Here is a 23,804-nt window from a genome sequence, read left to right on the forward strand (position 1 = left end):
TAGGAGCGGCTCCGCTTCAAGACCTTCCCTCGATGATCAGTCGAGAACTTTCGCCTCTTGGGAGGCGAAAGTCGAGATACAAGGAGCGGCTTTAGCCGCGATGCGCCGCGCGGGCGGCGCTCGATCTGATAGGCGACATCACATCCAGGGCGGGCACCGATGAATGTCACCCATTACCTCATGTTCGCCTACAGCGACAGCCGGCGGGCGCTGGAGCGGATCGAGGATGAAGAGGCGCGGCAGCAGCTGGAGCATGGATTGCGGGCGATGCAGATTGCCTGGGGGCAGGCGGATGCTTTGGCCCTGGCGGTTGAGCGGCATCGGTAGATGCTGAAGAAATACCGGAGAGATATCTGTCGGGCGCTCCAACTACGTCCCAACTTCTCTCCGGTGTTCGCTGGTTTATGCAGAGCGCTTCAACGTATGCGCTGATTTGTTCTGTTTTTTCCCATGCCCCGCCGCCGAAAGCTTCATCAGCCGCTGGAATTTCGGGCAGGCCAGATGATCCTCCTCAGGGCACTGCGCCGCATGTCGCAGCCCCTTGCTCATCGCCTGCAGCTGCCTGATCCGCGCATCTAGTTCATCCGCCTTGGCTATCAGCATCTGCCGGTCAACCTGCAGGTTGACCAGCATCGCTCCCACTTCATCCAGAGAAAACCCAGCCGCCTGGCCCAATGCGATCAGCGCAAGCCGGTCTTCAACGTCAGCTGCAAACTGTCGGCGTTGCCCCTGCCTGGCGAGTGATTCGAGCAAGCCTATCTTCTCGTAATAACGCAGCGTTGATGCAGGTACACCTGTGCATTTGGTGACATCGGCAATGTCCATTTCAGGCCCTTGACTTGAAGTTGACTTCAACTTCTATGCTGCGCGGCATGACGATGACCGTCAATCTTCGAGGGCTTGTTCAATGACGTTTTCGGCGATGTTTCTTGCTGCGTTGCCAATAGGCATAGGTGCCACGATGGTCATGGACTTGTCGGGCCTGCTGCTGAGGAGGTTGGGGGTGGGCACGTTGAACTTCGCCCTGGTCGGGCGTTGGGCAGGGCACGCGCTTGAGGGGCGCATGTGGCACCAGGCGATTGCCAAGGCCGAACCGGTGCGGCACGAGCTGGCGTGGGGTTGGGTGATTCATTACGGCATCGGTGTGCTGTTCGCCATGCTGCTGGTCGTGATTGTAGGGGAAGGCTGGTTGCAGGCACCTATGTTGTGGCCTGCGCTTGGTGTCGGTATGGGCACAGTGGTGGCGCCGTTATGTTTCATGCAGCCGGTGATGGGGGCAGGGTTCTTTGCGTTGAAAACGCCGGCGCCTGCGCGTAACTGTTTGAAGAGCCTGCTTACGCATTTGGTGTTCGGGGTGGGTTTGTTCTTGAGTTCGGCGCTGATCACGCTCTTTTAGCTATGGGTCACTCCTCGTGCTGCGGGATGTGGCGATCTAGAAGCTACTGGGGCAGGGGGGGACTGTGCTTACGCCGGCTTCATGCTTTAAACACTGATGTTTACATCGAGCGGATTTTATCGGACCGAGCCCACGGGGCGTGGAGGTCGCGTCCTGCATCTTTGCGCAGCAAGCATCATTACAGTGATGCAAGCCGCAATAAAAGGAGCGCAGGTATGAAAATGAGCAAGCGGGATCTGGTCGCCGGTGTGTTGGTGACCGTGCTGTGGGGTTGTAACTTCTCGGTCATCGAGCTGGGTTTGAGAAGCCTCGACCCCTATCTAATGACGCTGTTGCGCTTCTCTTTCTGCGTGATTCCTCTGGTTTTCTTTATTCGCCGTCCATCCGGCATATCGTTCGGCGTACTGGCACTTTACGGCGTGCTTTTCGGCGCCGGGTTGTGGTGGTTGGTCAACTTCTCGATGTACCAGGGTTTGTCTCCAGGCATGTCTTCCGTATTCTTGCAATTCAGTGCCTTCTTCACAATTTTGCTGAGCAGTGCGGTGCTGGGCGAGCGTATCAACGTGGCTCATCTTTGCGGCATGGCCTTCGCAGCCTGCGGTTTGATGATCTTGCTGTCGAACGCTGAGTCATCGACATTGATGGGCGTGATTCTGGTATTGGTCGCGGCCTTGGCCTGGGCGTTATGCAACCTGCTGGTAAAGCTGAAGCGTCCATCCGAAATGATGGCTTTCATCATATGGTCGAGCCTGTTCTCGGTGCCGGCCATCTTCGTTCTGACCTTGGCAGTCAAGGGTTGGGCACCATTCAGGGCCCTGACTGAGGGGGTGGCACCGGAGGCGGCGTTCTCGATTCTCTTCCAGAGCTATATCACGACCATCCTGGGGTATTGGGTGTGGAACAACCTCATGAAGAAGTATCCCGCTGCCCAGGTTGCGCCTTTGTCGCTACTTGTCCCAGTGTCGGGGGTGGTTGCCTCGTATGTCTTCTTTGGTGAGCAAATGAATGCATCCAAGACAATAGCCATTGTTTTTGTTCTCCTGGGTCTTTTGATTTTTGTCAACGCCCAGAGCCTGGCGGGTTTCCTGCGTACAGGCCGCCGAAATTGCTAATTTACAACGTGGATATAAAGCGCATGGATGCCCTTTGTCAGAGGTTCGGCGTATCCGAATCCTGTGACTTCTCGTGTGCCTTGAACAATGTGTAACCGTCGAAATCGAGCGCAGCGCGGGCGGCGCTCGATCTCAAATGAGCCACATTAATCTAGGCGGACCCGCAGCCGCCTGTTCAGGGACGGGCCGCGGAACCCCCCTCCCTATACCCAGTAATCCCATACCGCCGCGTAATCCGCTCGATTTCCCCCGACTCCTTCATCCGCACCAGTGCCCTCAACACCCCCTGCGTCGGCAGCGCCGGGTCGTTGCGCACCATGCACCCTAGCGCCTGTTCTTCCAGCACCGCCAGTATCTGGAGGCGCTGCTCGGCCGGTAACCGGTGGTTGAACCACTGCAATGACAGTTCATTGCTGACCGCATGCCGATAACGCCCTATTTGCAGCTTCTGCAGCGCCAACTCCTGGCTACGGCTGTCCTCGCGGCGCAACTGCCCCTGCTCGAATAAAGGCTCCAGCGTCGGGTAGGTGTACCCCAGCACCGTGCCAATGGGCTGCCGCGGCAGTTGCTCCGGCCGGGTCGGGGCGTTGTCACCTGGCTGCCCGACCAGCACATCGCGCTGATGGAACAACGGTATGCTCCAGACAAAATGCCCTGGCCGGTCATTGAACCACTGCGTGCTCACATAGCAGCGCACGTCGATGTCGCCATCATCCATCGCCTGTTGCAGGCGCAGGCGGGCCAGCACGTGGTATTCGGGGCGGGCGCCGACTTCGCGGGCAATCCATTGCATCAGGTCGAACAGCAGCCCTTCGACCGGCTGCTCGCCCTCGACGCGCATCAGCGGCATGCTCCAGCTTTCGGCGACGGAAAAGCGCAGCACCGGTGGATCGGCCAGGCTGCAAGTGGTCCAGAGCAATAACAGGGCCAGCAGTCTTCGCAAAGCACATCCTCCATGAACAACGTGCGCCAGTTACTTAGCGTAGACGAACCATGCAGGGTGCAATTTCGGCCCCGCTCCGCTAGCATTAGCGATCTTCCGCTCGATCAGGCTGCGATGGTTTTTCGATGAGTTATCAGGTTCTTGCACGTAAATGGCGTCCGCGCTCGTTCCGCGAAATGGTCGGCCAGACCCATGTGCTCAAGGCCTTGATCAATGCCTTGGACAACCAGCGCCTGCACCATGCCTACCTGTTCACCGGTACGCGTGGCGTGGGCAAGACCACCATTGCGCGGATCATCGCCAAATGTCTCAACTGCGAGACCGGTATCACCTCTACACCGTGCGGCACCTGCTCGGTGTGCCGGGAGATCGACGAAGGCCGCTTCGTCGACCTGATCGAGATCGACGCCGCCAGCCGCACCAAGGTCGAGGACACCCGCGAACTGCTCGATAACGTGCAGTACGCGCCCAGCCGTGGGCGCTTCAAGGTCTACCTGATCGACGAAGTGCACATGCTCTCCACCCACTCGTTCAACGCCTTGCTCAAGACGTTGGAAGAGCCACCGCCCTACGTCAAGTTCATCCTCGCCACCACCGACCCGCAGAAGCTGCCTGCCACCATCCTGTCGCGCTGCCTGCAGTTCTCGCTGAAGAACATGAGCCCGGAGCGGGTGGTTGAACATTTGAGCCACGTGCTGGCCGCCGAAAACGTGCCGTTCGAGCCGGATGCCCTGTGGCTGCTCGGCCGCGCTGCCGATGGTTCCATGCGCGATGCCATGAGCCTCACCGACCAGGCCATCGCCTTTGGCGAAGGCAAGGTGCTGGCCGCCGATGTGCGTGCCATGCTCGGCAGCCTCGATCACGGTCAGGTCTACGGTGTGCTGCAGGCGCTGCTGGAAGGGGATGCGCGGGCGCTGCTGGAGGCGGTGCGCAACCTCGCCGAGCAGGGGCCGGACTGGAGTGGCGTGCTGGCCGAAATGCTCAACGTGCTGCACCGGGTGGCCATCGCCCAGGCCCTGCCGGAAGCCGTGGACAACGGCCAGGGCGACCGCGACCGGGTGCTGGCGCTGGCGTCGGCCTTGCCGGCCGAAGATGTGCAGTTCTACTACCAGATGGGCTTGATCGGCCGTCGCGACCTGCCATTGGCGCCGGACCCGCGAGGCGGTTTCGAAATGGTCCTGTTGCGCATGCTGGCGTTCCGCCCAGCCGATAACGACGATGCGCCGAAGCCGGTACTAAAGCCGGTGGGGATCAGCCAGGCCACAGCTGATCCTGCAACACCGGTGGCAGCGCCTGCGGTGGTTGCGCCCCCGCCAGCCGAGGTGGCTGCCGTCGTCGAGGCAGCGCCTGCGCCACAGCCACAAGCCGAGCCTGAGGCCAGCGTCGCTGACCCAGAGCCAGAGCCAGATCCGGCCCCGGTGGAGGAGGTCATCGACCTGCCCTGGGAAGAGCCGGCAGCCAAGCCTGAGCCTGAGCCTGTTCCCGCGGCCGTCGAACCAAGGCCGGCCCCGGTTACCGAGCCCAAGCCTTCGGTAGCCGAACCGCCCGTTGCTCAGCCCATCCATGACGAGCCGCCATTCGACCCTTCTGCCTACGCCCCGGCGGGCATGGACCGTGATGACGAGCCGCCGATGGATGAGGATTACTACGGCGGCGAAAGTGACCCGGTTGGCTTCAGCTACCTGGACGAACTGGTCGAACACGTCCAGGAAGAGGCCCCCATCGCTGCGCCCGAGCCGCTGCCGGCCGCCAAGCCTGCCACTGGCCTGGCCCTGCAATGGCTGGAATTATTCCCGCAGTTGCCTGTCTCCGGTATGACAGGCAACATCGCCGCAAACTGTACGTTGATCGCTGCAGACGGTGACGATTGGCTGCTGCACCTGGACCCGGGCCAGGGCGCGCTGTTCAACGCCACCCAGCAACGCCGCCTGAACGAAGCGCTCAACCAGCACCTGGGGCGCACCCTGAACCTGCGGATCGAGCTGATCCTCCCGGAGCAGGAAACCCCGGCCCAGGCAGGGTCGCGCAAGCGCGCCGAGCGCCAGCAGGATGCGGTGACGTCGATCGAGCAGGATCCGTTGATCCAGCAGATGATCAAGCAGTTCGGTGCCACCGTGCGGCAGGATACTATTGAGCCTGTAGAAGCCCTGGCCAGCCAGGGCCAGTAATCGATAACCATGCGGCCGGGCCTGCGCCGGGCCGCATCACACGAACCAATCGAGGTATACCCCCATGATGAAAGGTGGCATGGCCGGCCTGATGAAGCAGGCCCAGCAGATGCAGGAAAAAATGGCCAAGATGCAGGAAGAGCTGGCCAACGCCGAAGTGACTGGCCAATCCGGTGGCGGCCTGGTCAGCGTGGTGATGACCGGTCGCCATGACGTCAAGCGCGTCAGCATCGACCAGAGCCTGATGTCGACCGACGAAGACGACAAGGAAGTGCTCGAAGACCTGATCGCTGCCGCGCTGAACGACGCCGTGCGCAAGGTCGAGCAGAGCAGCCAGGAAAAAATGGGTGGCATGACCGCCGGCATGCAACTGCCGCCGGGCTTCAAGATGCCGTTCTAAGGCATTTGCACCGAAAACCGCCACTGGGAAACCGTGGCGGTTTTTTTATTGGGTTTGCTGATTGAATGCTTCGAACAATCAACCTCAGCCCTCACTCGCCTTTGGACAACTCCACTGATCGCCGATGTGCAGCAACGGCAGCCGCACCCACCAGTTCGCGAAGTTTGCCGTCCCCTTCAAATACTTCAATGGCAGCCGCCGTCGTGCCGTTCGGTGAAGTTACCGCTGCTCGAAGTTCGGCGAAATCGGCATGTGGCTGATGTTGCAAAGTGGCAGCACCCCACGCAGTTTGCGCTGCCAGCTTGCGCGCCAGTTCCGCTTCCAGGCCTAACTTCACACCGGCCTGTGCCAGCGCTTCGCTAAACAGGTGATAGTACGCCGGCCCGCTTCCACTGATGGCTGTGACTGCGTCAAGTTGCTCTTCTTCTGCAACCCAATGTGCCGTGCCGACTGCTTCGAATAGCTGACTGATGGCAGCCTTGCGCGCCATATCCAGCTCCCCGCTCGCATATAGCCCGGTGCAACCCGCCGCCACGAGTACCGGAGTATTAGGCATGGCCCTGACCACCGGGCAGCGCTGCTTCAGCGCGCAGCTCAATGTGGCCTCGGTAACACCAGCGGCAACCGATATCACAATGGCCTGGCTGCACTGGTGGTCGCTCAGCCCCACAAGTGCATCCGTGACATAGGCGGGTTTCACGGCCAGGACGATTAGCTGGAACGCCTGGTCGTAAGGGACCTCTTCAAGCCGTGCATAACAGCCAGCCCCGGCATCCTTGGCAAAGCCCGGATCGACAATGGTCAAGCGCTCTATCAGCCCAGCTTTAAGCCAGGCATTACCCAGCGCGCCGCCCATACGTCCATAGCCGATAAACAGCACATTCATTGGATGCTCTCCGTGTAGTTGTTGTTGTGTCATTTTTAGATTAAGAGCATTTCCCTGTTGGGTGCAACCCGGTGCAACTTTGAATGTTCATTCAACTAAAACCTTGCGGTGTGGTTTTTTCTTCCCAGGCACCATTATGGTGAGCGCGCTGTTTTTTTCTGTGAAAACGAATCAAAACAGGGCATTTCCTTAAGTATTCAAAAAAATTTAAAGATTAAACGTTTAATCTGGGTTGCACCTTTTTCCACAGTTTGAATACCATCCGCTCGCAACGGTGCAACCTGGTTGCTCTTTGTCACACTTCACACAGTGCTCGCCGACATAACATCAAAAAAACGGAGACTCGAATGACGCCGTCCAGTGCAACTCCCCCAGCAACCCAGGGGCGTGGCCGAGCCTTGGTCGCCAGCCTTACCGGCAGCTCCATCGAATGGTTCGACTACTTCCTCTACGGCACCGCCGCCGCCCTGGTATTCAACAAGCTGTTCTTCCCGACCTTCGACCCGGTGGTCGGCCTGCTGCTGGCGTACCTGTCGTTTTCCCTGACTTTTTTCGTGCGGCCCATCGGCGGTGTGCTGTTCGCGCACATTGGCGACCGTATCGGGCGCAAGAAGACCCTGGTCATTACCCTGTCGCTGATGGGCGGCGCTACGGTGCTCATCGGCTGCTTGCCCACCTATGAGCATATCGGCGTCTGGGCACCCATCCTGCTCATCAGCCTGCGAGTGATCCAGGGCCTGGGCATCGGTGGCGAATGGGGCGGCGCGCTGCTGCTGGCCTACGAGTACGCACCGGCCAAACGCAAGGGCCTGTTCGGCAGCGTGCCGCAGGTGGGGGTGACGGTTGGCATGCTGCTGGCCACCATGGCCGTGAGCTTGATGGCGATGTTGCCGGAAGACCAGTTCATGAGCTGGGGCTGGCGTGTGCCGTTCGTACTGAGCGCGGGCCTGGTGTTCCTTGGCCTGTGGATTCGCCATGGCCTGGACGAAACCCCGGACTTCAAGAAAGCCAAGGAAACCGGCAGCGTGGCCAAGATGCCGCTGGTCGAGACCCTGCGCGACCACTGGCGCGAAGTACTGATCGCTGCCGGCCTGAAAGTGGTGGAAACGGCGCCTTTCTATATTTTCTCCACGTTCGTGGTCAGCTATGCGGTGACGACCCTGGGTTACAGCAAGGTCACTACTCTGAATGCAGTGATGATCGGTGCGGCGGTCGCCTCGCTGATGATTCCGCTGATGGGCTGGCTGTCGGACAAGGTCGGGCGTAAGGCGGTCTACATTGCCGGTATTCTGCTGATCGCCGCGTTCATCGTGCCGTATTTCATGTTGCTTGATACCCGCACCACCTGGGGCCTGATGCTGGCAACGGTGATTGCCTTCGGCGTATTGTGGGCGCCGGTGACTGCCGTGCTGGGTACCATGAGTTCGGAGATCTTCTCCACCCGTGTGCGCTACACCGGCATCACCCTGGGCTATCAGCTGGGCGCCGCCCTGGCTGGTGGTACCGCACCACTGATCGCGACTTTCCTGCTCAGCCGTTACAACGGCAGCTGGCAACCGGTCGCCCTGTACTTGCTGGGCACGGTGCTGATCTCGCTGGTCGCAGTACTGGCCGTGCGCCCTGGCCGGCGCGACGACCAGCAGACCCCGCTGCGCGGGGCGGTCGAGTCCTGAGCCGCTGGCTATCGCTGCAAGCGAAGGCCTGCGGCGATAGCCGGATTCAGTGAGGCGCGGGTGAACGCGTGCTGGGCAGCCGGGGTCAACTGCAACGCTGGGTCAGTTGTTTTTACCCGTGACGTGGGAGATTTGACGCTGCCAGCCCGCGCCGGTATAAACCGCCTCTCATTGATTTATCAGGCCTTCCCCCATGAGCTTCAGCCCCCTCATCCGCCAACTGATCGACGCCCTGCGCACCCTGCCCGGTGTTGGCCAGAAAACCGCCCAGCGCATGGCGCTGCAGCTGCTCGAGCGTGACCGCAGTGGTGGTGTGCGCCTGGCCCAGGCGCTGAGCCAGGCCATGGAAGGGGTTGGCCATTGCCGCCAGTGCCGCACCCTGACAGAGCAGGAGTTGTGCCCGCAGTGCGCCGATACGCGCCGTGACGACACCCAGTTGTGCGTGGTGGAAGGGCCGATGGACGTGTATGCGGTGGAGCAGACCGGTTATCGCGGTCGCTACTTCGTGCTCAAGGGGCACCTGTCGCCGCTCGATGGCCTGGGGCCTGAGGCGATTGGTGTACCGCAACTGATGGCGCGGATCGAAGAGCAGGGCAGCTTTACCGAGGTTATCCTGGCGACCAACCCGACCGTGGAAGGGGAGGCGACGGCGCATTACATCGCGCAGTTGCTGGCGGAGAAGGGCTTGGTGGCATCGCGGATTGCCCACGGCGTGCCATTGGGTGGCGAGCTGGAGCTGGTCGATGGCGGCACCCTGGCGCATGCCTTTGCGGGGCGTCGGCCGATTTCCCTTTGATTCGAATTGTCGGGGGCCGCTGTGCGGCCCTTTCCGACCGCTCCGGCGCCCCGGCAAGGCCGCTCCCTGTAGGAGCCGGCTTGCCGGCGATTGGGGCCGCAACGCGGCCCACGGGGCTGACTCAGTACTCGCTCAGCGAAAACTCGGTCAGGCAGAAGGTAGGCACACCCGCCGCCTGCAACCGGCGCGAACCGTCCAGCTCCGGCAGGTCGATGATTGCCGCCGCCTCGAACACCTGAGCACCGGTTCTGCGCACCAGGTTGGCCGCAGCCAGCAGCGTGCCGCCGGTGGCGATCAGGTCATCGAAGATCAGTACCGAATCCCCTTCGCACAGGCTGTCGGCATGCACTTCGAGGAAGGCTTCGCCGTATTCGGTCTGGTAACCCTCCGACAATACATCGGCCGGCAGCTTGCCTTGCTTGCGGAACAGGATCAGCGGCTTGTTCAGCTGGTGGGCGATGATCGAGCCGATCAGGAAACCCCGCGCGTCCATGGCGCCGATGTGGCTGAACTCAGCCTCGACGTAACGCTCGATGAACTGGTCGGCGACATAGCGCAACCCGCGCGGCGACTGGAACAGCGGAGTGATGTCGCGGAAGATCACGCCCGGTTTGGGGAAGTCCACTACCGGGCGGATCAGGGCTTTGAGGTCGAAGGCTTCGCTGTGCATTGTTGCGGGTATCCTGGGAAAACGAATGCGCCAGTATACCTTTTTCAGCCAGGCTTTCAGGCCTCCATTGCTCCGCCGGCCAGCGCACACAGCTGGATCGGGTCGAGAATGTGCACTTCCTTGCCTTCGGCGCGGATCAGGCCGTTCTGCTGGAAGCGGGTGAACACCCGCGACACGGTTTCCACCGCCAGGCCAAGGTAGTTGCCGATTTCGTTGCGCGACATGCTCAGGCGGAACTGATTGGCCGAATAGCCGCGGGCGCGGAAGCGCGCGGACAGGTTGACCAGGAAGGTGGCAATGCGTTCGTCGGCGGTCTTTTTCGACAGCAGCAGCATCATTTGCTGGTCGTCGCGGATTTCGCGGCTCATTACCCGCATCAGTTGGCGGCGCAGCTGCGGCAGTTGCACCGAGAGCTCGTCCAGGCGCTCGAAGGGGATTTCGCACACCGAGGTGGTCTCCTGGGCCTGGGCCGACACCGGGTAGGCCTCGGTGTCCATGCCGGACAGGCCGACCAGTTCGCTGGGCAGGTGGAAGCCGGTGATCTGCTCTTCGCCGCTGTCGCTCAGGCTGAAGGTCTTGAGCGCGCCGGAACGTACTGCGTAGACCGAGCCGAAATTGTCACCCTGGCGGAACAGAAACTCGCCTTTTTTCAGCGGTCGCCCGCGTTTGACGATTTCATCCAGTGCATCCATGTCTTCCAGGTTGAGGGAAAGAGGCAGGCACAGGGGGGCCAGGCTGCAATCCTTGCAATGGGCCTGGTTGTGGGCGCGCAGTTTGACTGGCTCGGACATTTGAATCGATCCTTGTGGGAAAGCACACATAAGTCGTAAGGGTAACCTACGGCATAGGGTGTAGGCCAGCGTGCGCTATTGTGGTGCGCCGTGGCCGAACCCCAGCTGCATGATGCCGGGGGTCCGTTGGTGCCCATAGTGTGCCTGGCCAGTAGGCTTGTCCATGCGGTGAATCGACTCGTTAGGCTAGATAACGCGAGAGAAACGCTGGTGATTGTGCATCGCCAGGTAGGCATCGAACACCATGCACACCGAGCGGGCCAGCAGGCGCCCGGCTGGCAGAATGCGAATGCCTTTGTCGTCCAGGCGGATCAGGCCGTCGCGTTGCAGGGTGAGCAACTCCGGCCACAGCTCGTTGAAGTAGCCGCGAAAATCGATGGTGAAGGCTTCTTCCATCGGCTCGAAATCCAGCTCGAAGTGGCAGATCAGTTGCTGGATGACGGCCCGGCGCAGGCGATCATCATGGGTGCACACCAGCCCGCGCTGGGTGGGCAGTTGGGCATTGGCAAGCGTGTCCTGGTAGGTATTGAGGTCGCTGCTGTTCTGGCAGTACAGGTCACCGATCTGGCTGATCGCCGAAACCCCGAGGCCGATCAGGTCGCAGTGACCGTGGGTGGTGTAGCCCTGGAAATTGCGTTGCAGCGTACCTTCTTCCTGGGCCACGGCGAGTTCGTCGTCGGGCAGGGCAAAATGGTCCATGCCGATGTAGCGGTAACCGGCGGCGGTGAGCCGCTCGATGGTGGTGTGGAGCATCTCCAGCTTCGCTGCCGGGGCCGGCAGGTCGTTGTTGTCGATGCGCCGTTGCGGCATGAAGCGTTCCGGCAAGTGGGCGTAGTTGAACACCGACAGGCGGTCTGGCTGCAGGCGGATGACCTCTTCGACGGTGCGCGCGAAGCCTTCGGGTGTCTGCTTGGGCAGGCCGTAGATCAGGTCAAGGTTCACTGAGCGGAACTGCAGGGTGCGCGCCGCCTCGATCAGGGTGCGGGTCTGTTCCAGGCTCTGCAGGCGGTTGACCGCGCGCTGCACCGCTGGGTCCAGGTCCTGCACGCCGAGGCTGACACGGTTGAAGCCCAGTTCGCGGAGCAGGCCCATGGTCGACCAGTCGGCCTCGCGTGGGTCGAGTTCGATGCCGTAGTCACCGGAATCGTCGTCCAGCAGGTTGAAATGCTGGCGCAGGGTGGCCATCAGCTGGCGCAGTTCCACATGGCTGAGGAAGGTCGGTGTGCCGCCGCCAAAATGCAGCTGTTCAACACGTTGTTTAGGGTCCAGGTGGCAGGCGATCAACTGGATCTCCTGCTCCAGGCGCTGAAGATAGGGCGCGGCGCGGCCGCGGTCCTTGGTGATGACCTTGTTGCAGGCGCAGTAGTAGCAGATGTTGGCGCAGAACGGCACGTGCACGTACAGCGACAACGGGCGCACCGCCCGGCGGCTCTCCCGCAGGGCGTGAAGCAGGTCGAACGAGCCCACTTCGCTGTGCAGTTGCACGGCGGTGGGGTAGGAGGTGTAGCGCGGGCCGGCCAGATCGTAGCGGCGGATCAGGTCGGCATCCCAGCGTAGATCTTCGAGCATGTGGGCGGTCCCCGGAAAGAGCAGCAGTGCCCCGGAGTCTATGGTCGTCTGTAGGAATCTGTGTTGATTTGTATCAAGAGCTAACGGGGCACAATCACTGCGGTCCGCCGCCACGGCAAGCCGGGCCTCACAGTTACTTTCGCGCTACATGACTCTGTGGGCGCCGGCTTGCCGGGGATTGGGCTGCGCAGCAGCCCCTGTCAGTGCCCCATCAACCAGTGCTGGTGCGGCCCAGGCAAGGTCCACACGCCGAACAGGATCACCAGCAGGCCGCCCGCCATCCGCACGCTGCGCCGCCGCAACAGGCTGTTCACCTGCTCTGCCGCCAACCCGGTCGCTAACAATACCGGCCAGGTCCCCAGCCCGAACGCCAGCATCAGCGCTGCGCTATACCCCGCATTGCCCTGGCTGGCCGCCCACAGCAAGGTGCTGTACACCAGCCCGCACGGCAGCCAGCCCCACAGGGCGCCGAGCAGCAGGGCGCGAGGCAGGCTGGAGACGGGCAGCAAGCGTGAGGCCATGGGCTGGATATGCCGCCACAGCCCTCTGCCCAGCGCTTCGATCCGCGTCAGCCCGCTCCACCAGCCGGCCAGGTACAGCCCCATGGCGATCAGCAGCAGCGCGGCGACCACCCGTAGCGCCAGGGCCGCCGGGCTACTGGCCACGGCCCAGCCGGCCAGGCCGAGCAGCAGGCCAGCGCAGGCGTAACTGAGGATGCGCCCCAGGTTGTACGCCAGCAGCAGGCGCGCGCGCCGGCCGCGTTGCTCGGGCGGGATGGCCAGGGTCAGGGCGCCCATCAGGCCGCCGCACATGCCCAGGCAGTGGCCACCGCCCAGCAAACCGAGGACCAGCGCCGAGCCGAGCAGGGGGAGCAGGTCAGGCACGGGGCGTTGGGTCCTTGTCTGGCGGCTGGTCGGCTTCGGGCTTTACGGCGGCTTGGTGACGCGGGTCCTGGTCGTCGAACAGGATGCTGTGGGCAGGGCCTTCAAGGTCGTCATACTGGCCGCTGTCCACCGCCCAGAAGAAGATGTACACGGCCACGCCGACGAGCAGCAGGGCGGCCGGGATCATGACATAGAGGGCTGGCATGGGCGGCTCCTGATCAGGCAATGGCAGGTTGTGCGGGGCTGCTGACGGCCGCCGTGCCCGGCAGCCGGGTCAGGCGCAGGGCGTTGAGGACGACGATCAGCGAGCTGACCGACATGCCGACGGCGGCCCACACCGGGGTGATCCAGCCGAGCGCGGCAAACGGCAACATGAGGCCATTATACAGGGTTGCCCAGAGCAGGTTCTCGAGGATATTGCGGCGGGTACGGCGGGCCAGGTCGAAGGCCTGTACCAGCGCCTGCAGGCGGTTGCTCAACAGCACTGCATCGGCGCTGGTTTTCGCAAGGTCGGTGGCGCTGCCCATGGCGATGCTGATGTCGGCGGCGGCCAGCACCGGCACATCGTTGACCCCGTCGCCGAGCATCAATACCTTGCGCCCGGCGGTCTGCAGCGCTTTCAGCCGGTCCAGCTTGTCATCCGGGCGCAGGCCGCCGATGGCCTGGTCGATGCCCAGTTGTGCGGCCACTTCAGCGACCATCGGCGAGCTGTCGCCCGACAACAGCAGCGTGCGCCAGCCACGTGCCTTGCAGGCTGCCAGCAGGGCAGGGGCGTCATCGCGCAGGCGGTCATCCAGGCCGAACCAGGCCAACGGGCCTTCGCGGTCCCCCAGCAACAGCCACTGGCCGCGAGGTTCTGGCACTGGGGGTATTTCGGCGCCGCTGAGGGCGCACACGAAAGTGGCCTGGCCGATACGCAGCGGCTGGCCGTCTACCCGCCCTTCCAGGCCCAGGCCTGGCACCGTTTGTACATCGTCTGCAGCTGCAGCGTTGCGCCCAAAGGCCCGGGCGATGGGGTGTTCGGAGCGGTTTTCCAGTGCGGCAGCCAGGGCCAGGCAACGGTCGGGGGGGAGTGAACCCAGCGGGCGGATGCTACGCAGGGTCAGGCGGCCTTCGGTGAGCGTGCCGGTCTTGTCGAAAATGACCGTGTCGATCTGGTTGAGGCCTTCCAGCACATGCCCCCGGGTGATCAGCAGGCCGAGTTTGTGCAGGGTGCCGGTGGCGGCTGTGAGCGCCGTTGGCGTGGCCAGGGACAGCGCGCACGGGCAGGTCGCCACGAGCATGGCCAGGACGATCCAGAAGGCCCGGGCCGGGTCCAGCTGCCACCACCACAAGCCGATCACCACGGCGGCCACCAGGCTGAACAGCAAAAACCACTGCGCGGCCCGGTCAGCGATCTCGGCCAGGCGCGGCTTTTCGGTTTGCGCGCGTTCAAGCAGGCGGACGATGGCAGACAGCCGTGATTGCTGGCCGAGGGCTTCGACTTCGATGTTCAGGGTGCTTTCGACATTCAGGGTGCCGCCGGTAACCCGTTCGCCCACCCGCCGAGGCTGCGGCAGGTACTCGCCGGTCAGCAGCGATTCGTCGACACTGGAGCGGCCCTCGACGATGCGCCCGTCAGCCGGGATCACTGCCCCGGGCAGCACTTGCACGGTGTCGCCGCGCTGCAGTTCGCTGAGCAGGATGCGCTCGGTGCCGCCGATGACGTCCAGGCGCAGGCACGAGGCAGGCAGCAGGTTGACCAGCTGTGCGGTGGCCGCGGCCGTGCGCTCGCGGGCGCGACGTTCGAGGTAGCGGCCGGTGAGCAGAAACAGCGCGAACATGCCCACGGTGTCGAAATACAGCTCGCCGCTGCCGGTGATCGCCGTCCAGATACCTGCACCGAAGGCCAGTGCGATAGCCAGCGATACCGACACATCCATGGTCAGGTGGCGCGTTCGCAGGTCGCGCGCGGCCCCTTTGAAGAACGGTGCGCAGCTGTAGAAGACGATGGGGATGGTCAGAAACAGCGCCACCCAGCGCAGGATGGTGTGCAGCTCGGGCGACAGGTCGATGTTGAATTCCGGCCAGGTGGCCATGGTTGCCATCATCGCCTGGAACCACAGCAGCCCGGCCACGCCGAGCCGGCGCAGGGCGCTGCGGTTTTCGCCGGCCAGCTGTTCGGCGGCCTGGTCGGGCTGGTACGGGTGCGCGGCATAGCCGATCTGGCGCAGCTCGGCCAGCAGCCGGGACAGCGGCAGCTGATGGTCCTCCCAGCTGATCAACAGCCGGTGGTTGGACAAATTGAGCCGTGCCTCGGCAACGCCCGGCACATTACGCAGGTGTTTTTCGATCAGCCAGCCGCAGGCGGCGCAACTGATGCCCTCGACCAGCAAGGTGGCTTCGGCCAGGTCACCGGCGTGGTGGACGAAGGCCTGCTGCACGTCACTGCGGTCATACAGTGCCAGCTCATCCTGCACCTGCCTGGGCAGGGCTTCGGGGTTGGCGCTGCTGTCGCTGCGGTGCTGGTAATAGTGTTCCAGGCCGCCAGCGACGATGGCTTCGGCCACCGCCTGGCAGCCAGGGCAGCAGAATTGTCGTGGCTCACCGAGCACCACGGCAGTGAAGCGGCTACCGGCAGGGACGGGCAGGGCGCAGTGGTAGCAGGGGGTGGGCTGGGTCATAAGGCGAGTACGTATCGACAGTAAGGAACGGATCCTGTGGGAGCAGGCTTGGCCCGCGAATGGGCCAGACCTGCACATGATATTGCCTGAACCGGCCCCTTCGCGGGACCAGCCCGCTCCCACAGGAAATGAATGTGATGCGGCTATTGGTGCTCGGCACCCTGCAGCGCTTCATCGCCTAGCTGCAACGTCACGCCATGCTCCACCTTCTCCTCCTCGAACAACCGCCACACATGCTCACCCTGGCTGCCCAGCAGCTCGACGAAGCGCCGGCCATCGACCTTGTCATCCAGCTGGCCGACATAGCGCCCGGGTTCCGCAAGGCTCAGCAACACCTTGCGGTCCTTGCCCGGCTGGGTCGGTGAAATCAGGTTCAGTTCCAGGCTCTGTGGGTCGCTGTTGCCGGTCAGGCGCACGTCCACTTCACCGGTCAGCTCGTCCAGGTGCACGCTGGCCTTGAGGTTCAGGGTCTGCGCCAGCAGTTCGCGGTCCAGCGAGCGGTTGATGCCCTTGCCGGCCTCGTAGTAATTGTCGTTGACCAGGTTGTCCGGGTTGCGCACGGCGATGCTGACCATGGTCAGGCTCAGGCACACCGAAGTGGTGAGGATGCCGATGATGATCCAGGGCCAGAGGTGCTTGTACCAGGGGCTGGTGGCGGTGGCGGCAGGCATTGGGCGAATTCTCTCTCAGCGGATCTGTGGGCCGATGAAGCGGCTCTTGGCTTCGACCTCGGCGGCGCTGTCGTCGGCGCTCTTGAGGATGAAGGTGATTTCGTTGGTGGTCGAGGGCAGTTTCTCGGGGGCGACCGACAACTGCACCGGCAGGCTGACGATGTCGCCGGCGGCCACGCGGATTTCGCGCTGGCCTTCCAGGCGCAGGTCGGGCAGGCCGGCTGCGTCGAGCACGTACACGTGGTCGCGCTGGTCCTTGTTCATGACCTTGAGGCTGTACACGTTCTCGATCCGGCCCTGGGCGTTTTCGCGGTACAGCACGCGGTCCTTGCTGACGTCGAAACCGACCAGCGAGCGGGTGGCGAAGGCGGTGGCCAGGGCGCCAATCATCACCAGCAGCACCAGGGCATAGCCGATCAGCCGTGGGCGCAGCATGTGGGTCTTCTGCCCCGACAGGTTGTGCTCGGTGGTGTAGCTGATCAGGCCTTTGGGGTAGTTCATCTTCTCCATGATGCTGTCACAGGCATCGATGCACGCGGCGCAGCCGATGCACTCGATCTGCAGGCCGTCGCGGATGTCGATACCGGTGGGGCACACCTGCACGCACAGGGTGCAGTCGATGCAGTCGCCCAGGCCCTGGGCCTTGTAGTCGGTATCCTTTTTACGCGGGCCGCGGGTTTCGCCGCGACGCGGGTCGTAGGAAACGATCAGTGTGTCCTTGTCGAACATCACGCTCTGGAAGCGCGCATAGGGGCACATGTACACACACACCTGCTCGCGCAGCCAGCCGGCGTTGCCGTAGGTGGCGAGGGTGAAGAAACCGACCCAGAAGTACGCCCAGCCATCGGCTTGGCCGGTGAAGAATTCGATGGCCAGCTCACGGATCGGCGAGAAATAGCCGACGAAGGTCATGCCGGTGACGAACCCGATCAGCAGCCACAGGCTGTGCTTGACGAACTTGCGCAGGAACTTGTTGCCGCTCATGGGGGCTCTGTCGAGCTTCATGCGTTGGTTGCGGTCACCCTCGGTGACTTTTTCGCACCACATGAAAATCCACGTCCACACGCTTTGCGGGCAGGTGTAGCCGCACCAGACGCGGCCGGCGTACACCGTGACGAAGAACAGGCCGAAAGCGGCAACGATGAGGATGCCCGAGAGCAGGATGAAGTCTTGTGGCCAGATGGTGGCGCCGAAGATATAGAACTTGCGCTCGGGCAGGTTCCACCACACGGCCTGGTGGCCGCCCCAGTTCAGCCACACGGTGCCGAAGTAGAGCAGAAACAGTACCGCCCCGCCGACCATCCGCAGCCTGCGGAAGATGCCGGTGAAGGCGCGGGTGTAGATTTTCTCGCGGGAGGCGTAGAGGTCGACGGAGTCCTTCCCTTTGCTGGCAGGCGGGGTGACATCATGTACCGGAATTTGCTTGCTCATCATCAAGTCCCACGGCAGTGGAAAAACGCCGCAGCCAGTGCGTGCCGGCCACAGTCTCGCGCATTCTGCTAGCGCTCTGCGGCCCATGATACGCCGGTGATGGCACTTCGGGGACGCGCTGCGACCTTTAGCCGCATTGGGTTCGTGGTGTGAATCGTGATAGGGCGGGTGTCAATTGATCCAGGTCATCTTGTGCTAAATCTACCGGCCTTATCGCCGGCAAGCCGGCTCCCACAGGTAATCCCTTGACTCAAATTCGGTGGGGTCCCTGTGGGAGCCGGCTTGCCGGCGATGGGGCCAGTGCAGGTATCACTCAGCCTTTTCAGGCTCCTGCTGCTGATGCGACAGGCTGTACACATAAGCCGCCAGCAGATGCACCTTGTCGTTACCCTGCAGCTGCTCCTGCGCTGGCATTTGCCCCTGGCGCCCGTAGCGGATGGTCTGCTGCAGCTGGGCGAAGCTCGACCCATAGATGAATGCCTGCGGATGGGTCAGGTTCGGCGCGCCCATTGCCGGCGTACCCTTGCCTTCCGGCCCGTGGCAGGCCACGCAGTTGGCAGCGAAGATCTTCTGCCCGTTCTCGGCATCGGCCTTGACGCCTTCAGGCAGGGTACGGCCATCGAGCTTACTCACCACGAACGCCGCGACATCGGCCACGCCTTGTTCACCGATCACTTCCGACCAGGCCGGCATCACGCCATGACGACCGCCCATGATGGTGGTCTTGATGGTTTCCGGCTCGCCGCCCCAGCGCCAGTCGTTGTCGGTCAGGTTGGGGAAGCCATAGGCGCCCTTGGCGTCGGAGCCGTGGCACACCGAGCAGTTGGAGGCGAACAGCCGCGCGCCCATTTTCAGCGCTTGCGGCTGCTGGGCTACCTCTTCGATCGGCATGGCCGCGTACTTGGCGAAGATCGGCCCGAAGCGGGCATCGGCCTTGGCCATTTCCTTTTCCCACTCGTGCACGCCGGTCCAGCCTGGCTGGCCATTGGTGAACTCGGTCTGCTTGTCGTTATCCAGGTACGAATACCCCGGTAGCACACCTTTCCAGTTGCCCAGGCCCGGGTACAGCACCAGGTAGCCGAGGGCGAAGATGATGGTGCCGACGAACAGCCAGAACCACCACTTGGGCAGTGGGTTGTCATATTCCTCGATGCCATCGAAGGCATGCCCGACGGTTTCGTCGGTGGCCTCTTCGCGCTGGCCCTTGCGGGTGGACAGCAGCAGCCAGGTCAACGCGAAGATGGTGCCCAGGGTCAGGACGGTAACGTACAGACTCCAGAAGGTTGTCATTGTTGTTTGCTCCCAGAAGCTTTTGCTTGCGCTTGCTCGACGTGCGTTTTGGCCTCGGGGTCATCGGCGAACGGCAGTTGGGTGGCCTCGTCGAATTCCTGCTTGCGCCGTGGGTTGAACACCCACAACGCCAGGCCCACGAAGGCCACCATCACCACGACGGTGCCCAGGCCGCGAATCATCCCGATATCCATCAGCGTCACCGTTTGCTTTTGATGATGGTGCCAAGACCCTGCAGGTACGCCACCAGGGCGTCCATTTCGGTCTTGCCCTTGACCGCGTCAGCGGCACCGGCGATGTCCGCATCGGTGTACGGCGTGCCCAGGGTGCGCAGCACCTCGAGCTTCTTGGCGGTGTCCTTGCCGTCGAGCTTGTTCTCTACCAGCCACGGGTAGGACGGCATCTTCGACTCCGGCACCACGTTGCGCGGGTTGTACAGGTGCGCACGGTGCCAGTCATCGGAGTAGCGGCCACCGACGCGGGCCAGGTCCGGCCCGGTGCGCTTGGAGCCCCACAGGAACGGATGGTCCCACACGCTTTCACCGGCCACCGAATAGTGGCCGTAGCGCTCGGTTTCGGCGCGGAACGGGCGGATCATCTGCGAGTGGCAGCCTACGCAGCCTTCGCGGATGTAGATGTCGCGGCCTTCGACTTCCAGCGCGGTGCGCGGCTTCATGCCTTCGACGGGCTTGTTGGTGACGTCCTGGAAAAACAGCGGGACGATCTGGGTGAGGCCACCGACGCTCACGGCGATGACCATGAAGAAGGCCAGCAGGCCTATGTTCTTCTCGACAGCTTCATGCTTCATCAGTGCGCTCCCACGACGACGATCTTGGCCGCTTCATCCGCTTCTACCGGGTTGGCCGCGCGTACGGTACGCAACACGTTGTAGGCCATCAGCAGCATGCCGGAGGCGAAGAACGCACCGCCCAGTGCCCGCACGATGTAACCCGGGTGGCTGGCCTGCAGGGCTTCGACGAAGGAGTAGGTGAGCGTGCCGTCATCGTTGATGGCGCGCCACATCAGGCCCTGGGTGATGCCGTTGACCCACATCGAGGCGATGTACAGCACGGTGCCGATGGTCGCCAGCCAGAAGTGCGCGTTGATCAGGCCAACGCTGTGCATCTGTGCCCGCCCATACAACCGGGGAATCATGTGGTACACCGCGCCGATCGAGATCATCGCCACCCAGCCGAGCGCGCCGGCGTGGACGTGGCCGATGGTCCAGTCGGTGTAGTGCGACAGCGAGTTGACCGTCTTGATGGCCATCATCGGGCCTTCGAAGGTGGACATGCCGTAGAACGCCAGGGACACCACCAAAAAGCGCAGGATCGGGTCGGTGCGCAGTTTGTGCCAGGCACCGGACAGCGTCATCATGCCGTTGATCATGCCGCCCCAGCTTGGCGCCAGCAGGATGATCGACATCACCATGCCCAGCGACTGCGCCCAGTCGGGCAGCGCGGTGTAGTGCAGGTGGTGCGGGCCGGCCCAGATGTAAAGGGTGATCAGCGCCCAGAAGTGGACGATCGACAGGCGATACGAGTAGATCGGCCGCTCGGCTTGCTTGGGTACGAAGTAGTACATCATCCCCAGGAAGCCGGTGGTGAGGAAGAAGCCTACGGCGTTGTGCCCGTACCACCACTGGATCATCGCGTCGGTGGCGCCGGCATAGGCCGAGTACGACTTGAACAGGCTCACCGGCAGCGAAATGTGGTTGACGATGTGCAGCATCGCGGTGACCACGATGAAGGCGCCGTAGAACCAGTTGCCGACGTAGATGTGCTTGGTCTTGCGCTTGACGATGGTGCCGAAGAACACCAGCCCGTAGGTGACCCAGACGATGGCCAGCAGGATCGCCAGCGGCCATTCGAGCTCGGCGTATTCCTTGGTGGTGGTGTAGCCCATCGGCAAGGTGATCAGCGCACCGACGATGACCGCCTGCCAGCCCCAGAAGGTGAAGGCCGCCATGCTGTCGGAGATCAGCCGGGTCTGGCAGGTTCGCTGCACCACGTAGTAGCTGGTGCCGAACAACGCACAGCCGCCGAAGGCGAAGATGACCAGGTTGGTGTGCAGCGGGCGCAGGCGGCCGAAACTGGTCCAGGGCAGGTCCAGGTTCAGTTGCGGCCACACCAGCTGCGAGGCGATGAAGACGCCGAGGCCCATGCCAAGGATCCCCCAGACCACCGTCATGATGGCGAACTGGCGGACGACCTTATAGTTATAAGCAGTCGGACTGAGTGCTGTGCTCATTCTAAGGTTCCACGGTTTTGGTGTTCTTGTTGGTTGAAAAATCGGCGCCAGTATCGATAACCACCAGGGTTATGGCAACGCAAGGAGACTTGCGCCGACCCGTGTCCGGGCCCTTTTGCCGGTGTCCCGAGGCACTAGGGTCTGGGCGATTGTACACAAATAAATATTTGTAATGTGTACCGTTTTTCACCTTTTTCTGATCGTTTGGTCAAGCTTTTTTTGAGGGCGGCGTCAGGCGTTGCGCCGCGTCCTGCTCCGCTGGATTGGCAGCGAAGCCCGCTGTGGCAACAAGCTTAGTTCTGTTCGGAGGGGGTGCAAGGGGAGGGGCGAGGCGGGGAAGTGCAGGGGCCGCTTTGCAGCCCAATCGCCGGCAAGCCGGCTCCCACAGGATATTGCAACGCTGCGATAACGGTGGGAGCCGGCTTGCCGGCGATTGGGCCGCAGAGCGGCCCCGGGGTATTACTTGGCGGTTACGGTTTCGGCAACATCACCCTGCGACAGGCTGTACACATAAGCCGCCAGCAGGTGCACCTTGTCATTGCCCTGGATTTCCACCTGGGCCGGCATCTGCCCCTGGCGGCCATAGCGAATGGTCTGTTGCAACTGGGCAAAGCTGGACCCGTAGATGAACGCCTGCGGGTGGTTCAGATTAGGTGCACCCATGGCCGGCGTACCGTTGCCCTCAGGGCCGTGGCAGGCCACGCAGTTGCCGGCGAAGATTTCCTTGCCTTTGGCCACGTCGGCTTTGGTGCCTTCCAGCAGGCTGCGGCCATCGAGGTTGGTCAGCACGTAGGCGGCCACATCCGCCACGCCCTGCTCGCCGATCACTTCAGCCCAGGCCGGCATCACGCCGTGGCGGCCATTCATGATCGACGCCTTGATGGTCTCCGGCTCGCCACCCCAGCGCCAGTCGTTGTCGGTCAGGTTGGGGAAGCCATAGGCGCCCTTGGCGTCGGAGCCGTGGCACACCGAACAGTTGGAGGCAAACAGACGGCCGCCCATTTTCAGCGCCTGTGGGTCCTTGGCCACTTCCTCGACGGGCATGGCGGCGTACTTGGCGAAGATCGGGCCGAACCTGGCGTCGGCCTTGTCCATTTCCTTCTGCCATTCGTTAACGCCTGTCCAGCCATTCTCGTAGCCGGGCAGGATGCCTTTCCAGTTGCCCAGGCCCGGGTAGAGGATCAGGTAGCCCACCGCAAACACCAAAGTGCCGACGAACAGCCAGAACCACCACTTGGGCAGCGGGTTGTCATACTCCTCGATGCCATCGAAGCTGTGGCCCATGGTCTGGTCGGTGGTGTCGCTGCTCTGGCCCTTGCGGGTCGACAGCAACAGCCAGGTCAGGCCAATCAGACTGCCGATGGTCAGTACGCTGATGTACGTACTCCAGAAGGTGGTCATTGCCCGGAACTCCTCTTGGCAGCAGGTTCCTGCCCGGCAGGGGGCAGGCGGTCGTCGACGAAGGGCAGCAGGCGCGCTTCGGCGAAATCATGGTCGCGGCGGCGGTTGAAAACCCACAGCGAAAGGCCGATGAAGGCGACCATCACCACCAGGGTGCCCAGGCCGCGGATCATGCCGATGTCCATTTCCATCGCACTCACCTCTTGTTCTTGATGGCGGTGCCGAGCACCTGCAGGTAGGCGACCAGGGCGTCCATCTCGGTCTTGCCCTTGACCGCGTCGCGGGCGCCGGCGATGTCTTCGTCGCTGTACGGCACGCCCAGGGTGCGCAGGGTGCGCATCTTGGTGTCGGTATGGCTGTTGTCCACTTGCGCTGCGACCAGCCACGGGTAGGACGGCATCTTCGACTCCGGCACCACGTTGCGCGGGTTGTACAGGTGCGCACGGTGCCAGTCATCGGAGTAGCGGCCACCGACACGCGCCAGGTCTGGCCCGGTGCGCTTGGAGCCCCACAGGAACGGGTGGTCCCACACGCTTTCACCGGCCACCGAATAGTGGCCGTAGCGCTCGGTTTCGGCGCGGAACGGGCGGATCATCTGCGAGTGGCAGCCTACGCAGCCTTCGCGGATGTAGATATCGCGGCCTTCCAGCTGCAGCGCGGTGTAGGGCTTCATGCCTTCGACCGGCTTGTTGGTGACGTCCTGGAAGAACAGCGGGACGATCTGGGTCAGGCCACCGATGCTGACGGCGAACACCATCAGCAGCGCCATCAGGCCGACGTTTTTCTCGATCACTTCATGTTTCATCAGGC

General features: G+C 62.7%; 25 protein-coding genes. 7 read left to right on the forward strand and 18 right to left on the reverse strand.

Going from position 1 to position 23,804, the window contains the following annotated elements; all coding sequences use genetic code 11:
- Positions 1-159: 159 nt before the first annotated feature.
- The gene (locus tag ABEH27_RS23995; protein ID WP_346615953.1) at positions 160-327 is read left to right on the forward strand and encodes a hypothetical protein; all 168 of its coding nucleotides are present in this window, start codon (positions 160-162) and stop codon (positions 325-327) included.
- Between the two features lie 75 nt (positions 328-402).
- Here ABEH27_RS23995 and ABEH27_RS24000 read toward each other — a convergent pair whose 3' ends face one another.
- Positions 403-825 carry a helix-turn-helix domain-containing protein gene (locus ABEH27_RS24000; protein WP_346615954.1) on the reverse strand — a complete coding sequence of 141 codons (423 nt, stop codon included), beginning with the start codon at positions 823-825 and terminating at the stop codon, positions 403-405.
- Between the two features lie 82 nt (positions 826-907).
- On the opposite strand from ABEH27_RS24000, the gene ABEH27_RS24005 reads away from it, so the two are divergent.
- Together ABEH27_RS24005 and ABEH27_RS24010 are read left to right on the forward strand one after the other, a co-directional pair.
- Positions 908-1,396, forward strand: coding sequence for a DUF2938 domain-containing protein (locus ABEH27_RS24005; RefSeq protein WP_346615955.1), 489 nt, complete (start codon positions 908-910; stop codon positions 1,394-1,396).
- Positions 1,397-1,611: 215 nt separating this feature from the next.
- A complete protein-coding gene (locus ABEH27_RS24010; RefSeq protein ID WP_346615956.1) occupies positions 1,612-2,508 on the forward strand; it encodes an EamA family transporter in 897 nt (298 codons plus the stop codon).
- Between the two features lie 175 nt (positions 2,509-2,683).
- Here ABEH27_RS24010 and ABEH27_RS24015 read toward each other — a convergent pair whose 3' ends face one another.
- Complete coding sequence (locus ABEH27_RS24015; RefSeq protein WP_346615957.1) at positions 2,684-3,451, reverse strand: transporter substrate-binding domain-containing protein; 768 nt, start codon at positions 3,449-3,451, stop codon at positions 2,684-2,686.
- 125 nt (positions 3,452-3,576) lie between these two features.
- Here ABEH27_RS24015 and dnaX point away from each other — a divergent pair, with 125 nt between their 5' ends.
- Both dnaX and ABEH27_RS24025 read left to right on the forward strand, forming a co-directional pair.
- Positions 3,577-5,619 (forward strand): DNA polymerase III subunit gamma/tau, encoded by a 2,043-nt coding sequence (gene dnaX / locus ABEH27_RS24020; protein WP_346615958.1) that lies wholly within the window; start codon positions 3,577-3,579, stop codon positions 5,617-5,619.
- Between the two features lie 64 nt (positions 5,620-5,683).
- Positions 5,684-6,019 (forward strand): YbaB/EbfC family nucleoid-associated protein, encoded by a 336-nt coding sequence (locus tag ABEH27_RS24025; protein WP_008093501.1) that lies wholly within the window; start codon positions 5,684-5,686, stop codon positions 6,017-6,019.
- 91 nt (positions 6,020-6,110) lie between these two features.
- On the opposite strand, the gene proC is transcribed toward ABEH27_RS24025, so the two are convergent.
- Positions 6,111-6,905 (reverse strand): pyrroline-5-carboxylate reductase, encoded by a 795-nt coding sequence (gene proC / locus ABEH27_RS24030; protein ID WP_346615959.1) that lies wholly within the window; start codon positions 6,903-6,905, stop codon positions 6,111-6,113.
- A gap of 347 nt (positions 6,906-7,252) precedes the next feature.
- Between proC and ABEH27_RS24035 the strand changes: the two genes are divergently transcribed.
- Positions 7,253-8,578, forward strand: coding sequence for an MFS transporter (locus tag ABEH27_RS24035; RefSeq protein ID WP_346615960.1), 1,326 nt, complete (start codon positions 7,253-7,255; stop codon positions 8,576-8,578).
- A gap of 193 nt (positions 8,579-8,771) precedes the next feature.
- Positions 8,772-9,374: a recombination mediator RecR gene (gene recR / locus ABEH27_RS24040; protein ID WP_346615961.1), complete on the forward strand. Its 603-nt coding sequence runs from the start codon at positions 8,772-8,774 to the stop codon at positions 9,372-9,374.
- Between the two features lie 121 nt (positions 9,375-9,495).
- Here the strand turns inward: recR and ABEH27_RS24045 are convergent, their stop codons facing one another.
- The 15 genes from ABEH27_RS24045 to ccoO (ABEH27_RS24115) form a co-directional block, all read right to left on the reverse strand.
- Positions 9,496-10,044 carry an adenine phosphoribosyltransferase gene (locus ABEH27_RS24045; protein ID WP_003254303.1) on the reverse strand — a complete coding sequence of 183 codons (549 nt, stop codon included), beginning with the start codon at positions 10,042-10,044 and terminating at the stop codon, positions 9,496-9,498.
- A gap of 56 nt (positions 10,045-10,100) precedes the next feature.
- A complete protein-coding gene (fnrA, locus tag ABEH27_RS24050) occupies positions 10,101-10,835 on the reverse strand; it encodes a Crp/Fnr family transcriptional regulator FnrA (RefSeq protein WP_054884113.1) in 735 nt (244 codons plus the stop codon).
- Between the two features lie 186 nt (positions 10,836-11,021).
- Complete coding sequence (gene hemN, locus ABEH27_RS24055) at positions 11,022-12,404, reverse strand: oxygen-independent coproporphyrinogen III oxidase (protein WP_346615962.1); 1,383 nt, start codon at positions 12,402-12,404, stop codon at positions 11,022-11,024.
- Positions 12,405-12,604: 200 nt separating this feature from the next.
- Entirely contained in the window at positions 12,605-13,288 is a 684-nt protein-coding gene (locus tag ABEH27_RS24060; RefSeq protein ID WP_346615963.1) for a sulfite exporter TauE/SafE family protein, read from the reverse strand.
- Entirely contained in the window at positions 13,281-13,493 is a 213-nt protein-coding gene (gene ccoS, locus ABEH27_RS24065; protein WP_346615964.1) for a cbb3-type cytochrome oxidase assembly protein CcoS, read from the reverse strand. The genes ABEH27_RS24060 and ccoS overlap by 8 nt, the downstream gene beginning before the upstream one ends.
- A 13-nt stretch (positions 13,494-13,506) precedes the next feature.
- Positions 13,507-15,951, reverse strand: coding sequence for a heavy metal translocating P-type ATPase (locus ABEH27_RS24070; RefSeq protein ID WP_346615965.1), 2,445 nt, complete (start codon positions 15,949-15,951; stop codon positions 13,507-13,509).
- A 143-nt stretch (positions 15,952-16,094) separates the two neighbouring features.
- Positions 16,095-16,622, reverse strand: a complete 528-nt coding sequence (locus tag ABEH27_RS24075) for a FixH family protein (protein WP_346615966.1) — start codon at positions 16,620-16,622, stop codon at positions 16,095-16,097.
- Positions 16,623-16,637: 15 nt separating this feature from the next.
- A complete protein-coding gene (gene ccoG, locus ABEH27_RS24080; RefSeq protein ID WP_346615967.1) occupies positions 16,638-18,053 on the reverse strand; it encodes a cytochrome c oxidase accessory protein CcoG in 1,416 nt (471 codons plus the stop codon).
- Positions 18,054-18,362: 309 nt separating this feature from the next.
- Positions 18,363-19,343: a cytochrome-c oxidase, cbb3-type subunit III gene (gene ccoP, locus ABEH27_RS24085; protein ID WP_346615968.1), complete on the reverse strand. Its 981-nt coding sequence runs from the start codon at positions 19,341-19,343 to the stop codon at positions 18,363-18,365.
- On the reverse strand, positions 19,340-19,537 hold the full coding sequence (locus ABEH27_RS24090) for a CcoQ/FixQ family Cbb3-type cytochrome c oxidase assembly chaperone (RefSeq protein ID WP_012315408.1): 198 nt from the start codon (positions 19,535-19,537) through the stop codon (positions 19,340-19,342). The genes ccoP (ABEH27_RS24085) and ABEH27_RS24090 overlap by 4 nt, the downstream gene beginning before the upstream one ends.
- A 5-nt stretch (positions 19,538-19,542) precedes the next feature.
- Positions 19,543-20,151, reverse strand: a complete 609-nt coding sequence (ccoO, locus tag ABEH27_RS24095; RefSeq protein WP_346615969.1) for a cytochrome-c oxidase, cbb3-type subunit II — start codon at positions 20,149-20,151, stop codon at positions 19,543-19,545.
- Positions 20,151-21,593 carry a cytochrome-c oxidase, cbb3-type subunit I gene (gene ccoN / locus ABEH27_RS24100; protein ID WP_346615970.1) on the reverse strand — a complete coding sequence of 481 codons (1,443 nt, stop codon included), beginning with the start codon at positions 21,591-21,593 and terminating at the stop codon, positions 20,151-20,153. Before ccoN ends, ccoO (ABEH27_RS24095) begins: the two co-directional genes overlap by 1 nt.
- Before the next feature lie 459 nt (positions 21,594-22,052).
- Positions 22,053-22,994: a cytochrome-c oxidase, cbb3-type subunit III gene (ccoP, locus tag ABEH27_RS24105; protein ID WP_346615971.1), complete on the reverse strand. Its 942-nt coding sequence runs from the start codon at positions 22,992-22,994 to the stop codon at positions 22,053-22,055.
- Entirely contained in the window at positions 22,991-23,185 is a 195-nt protein-coding gene (locus ABEH27_RS24110; RefSeq protein ID WP_346615984.1) for a CcoQ/FixQ family Cbb3-type cytochrome c oxidase assembly chaperone, read from the reverse strand. Before ABEH27_RS24110 ends, ccoP (ABEH27_RS24105) begins: the two co-directional genes overlap by 4 nt.
- Before the next feature lie 5 nt (positions 23,186-23,190).
- Positions 23,191-23,799 carry a cytochrome-c oxidase, cbb3-type subunit II gene (gene ccoO, locus ABEH27_RS24115; protein WP_346615972.1) on the reverse strand — a complete coding sequence of 203 codons (609 nt, stop codon included), beginning with the start codon at positions 23,797-23,799 and terminating at the stop codon, positions 23,191-23,193.
- Positions 23,800-23,804 lie beyond the last annotated feature (5 nt).

The organism is Pseudomonas sp. P39-UII1 (genome assembly GCF_039672635.1).
Lineage (GTDB): Bacteria > Pseudomonadota > Gammaproteobacteria > Pseudomonadales > Pseudomonadaceae > Aquipseudomonas.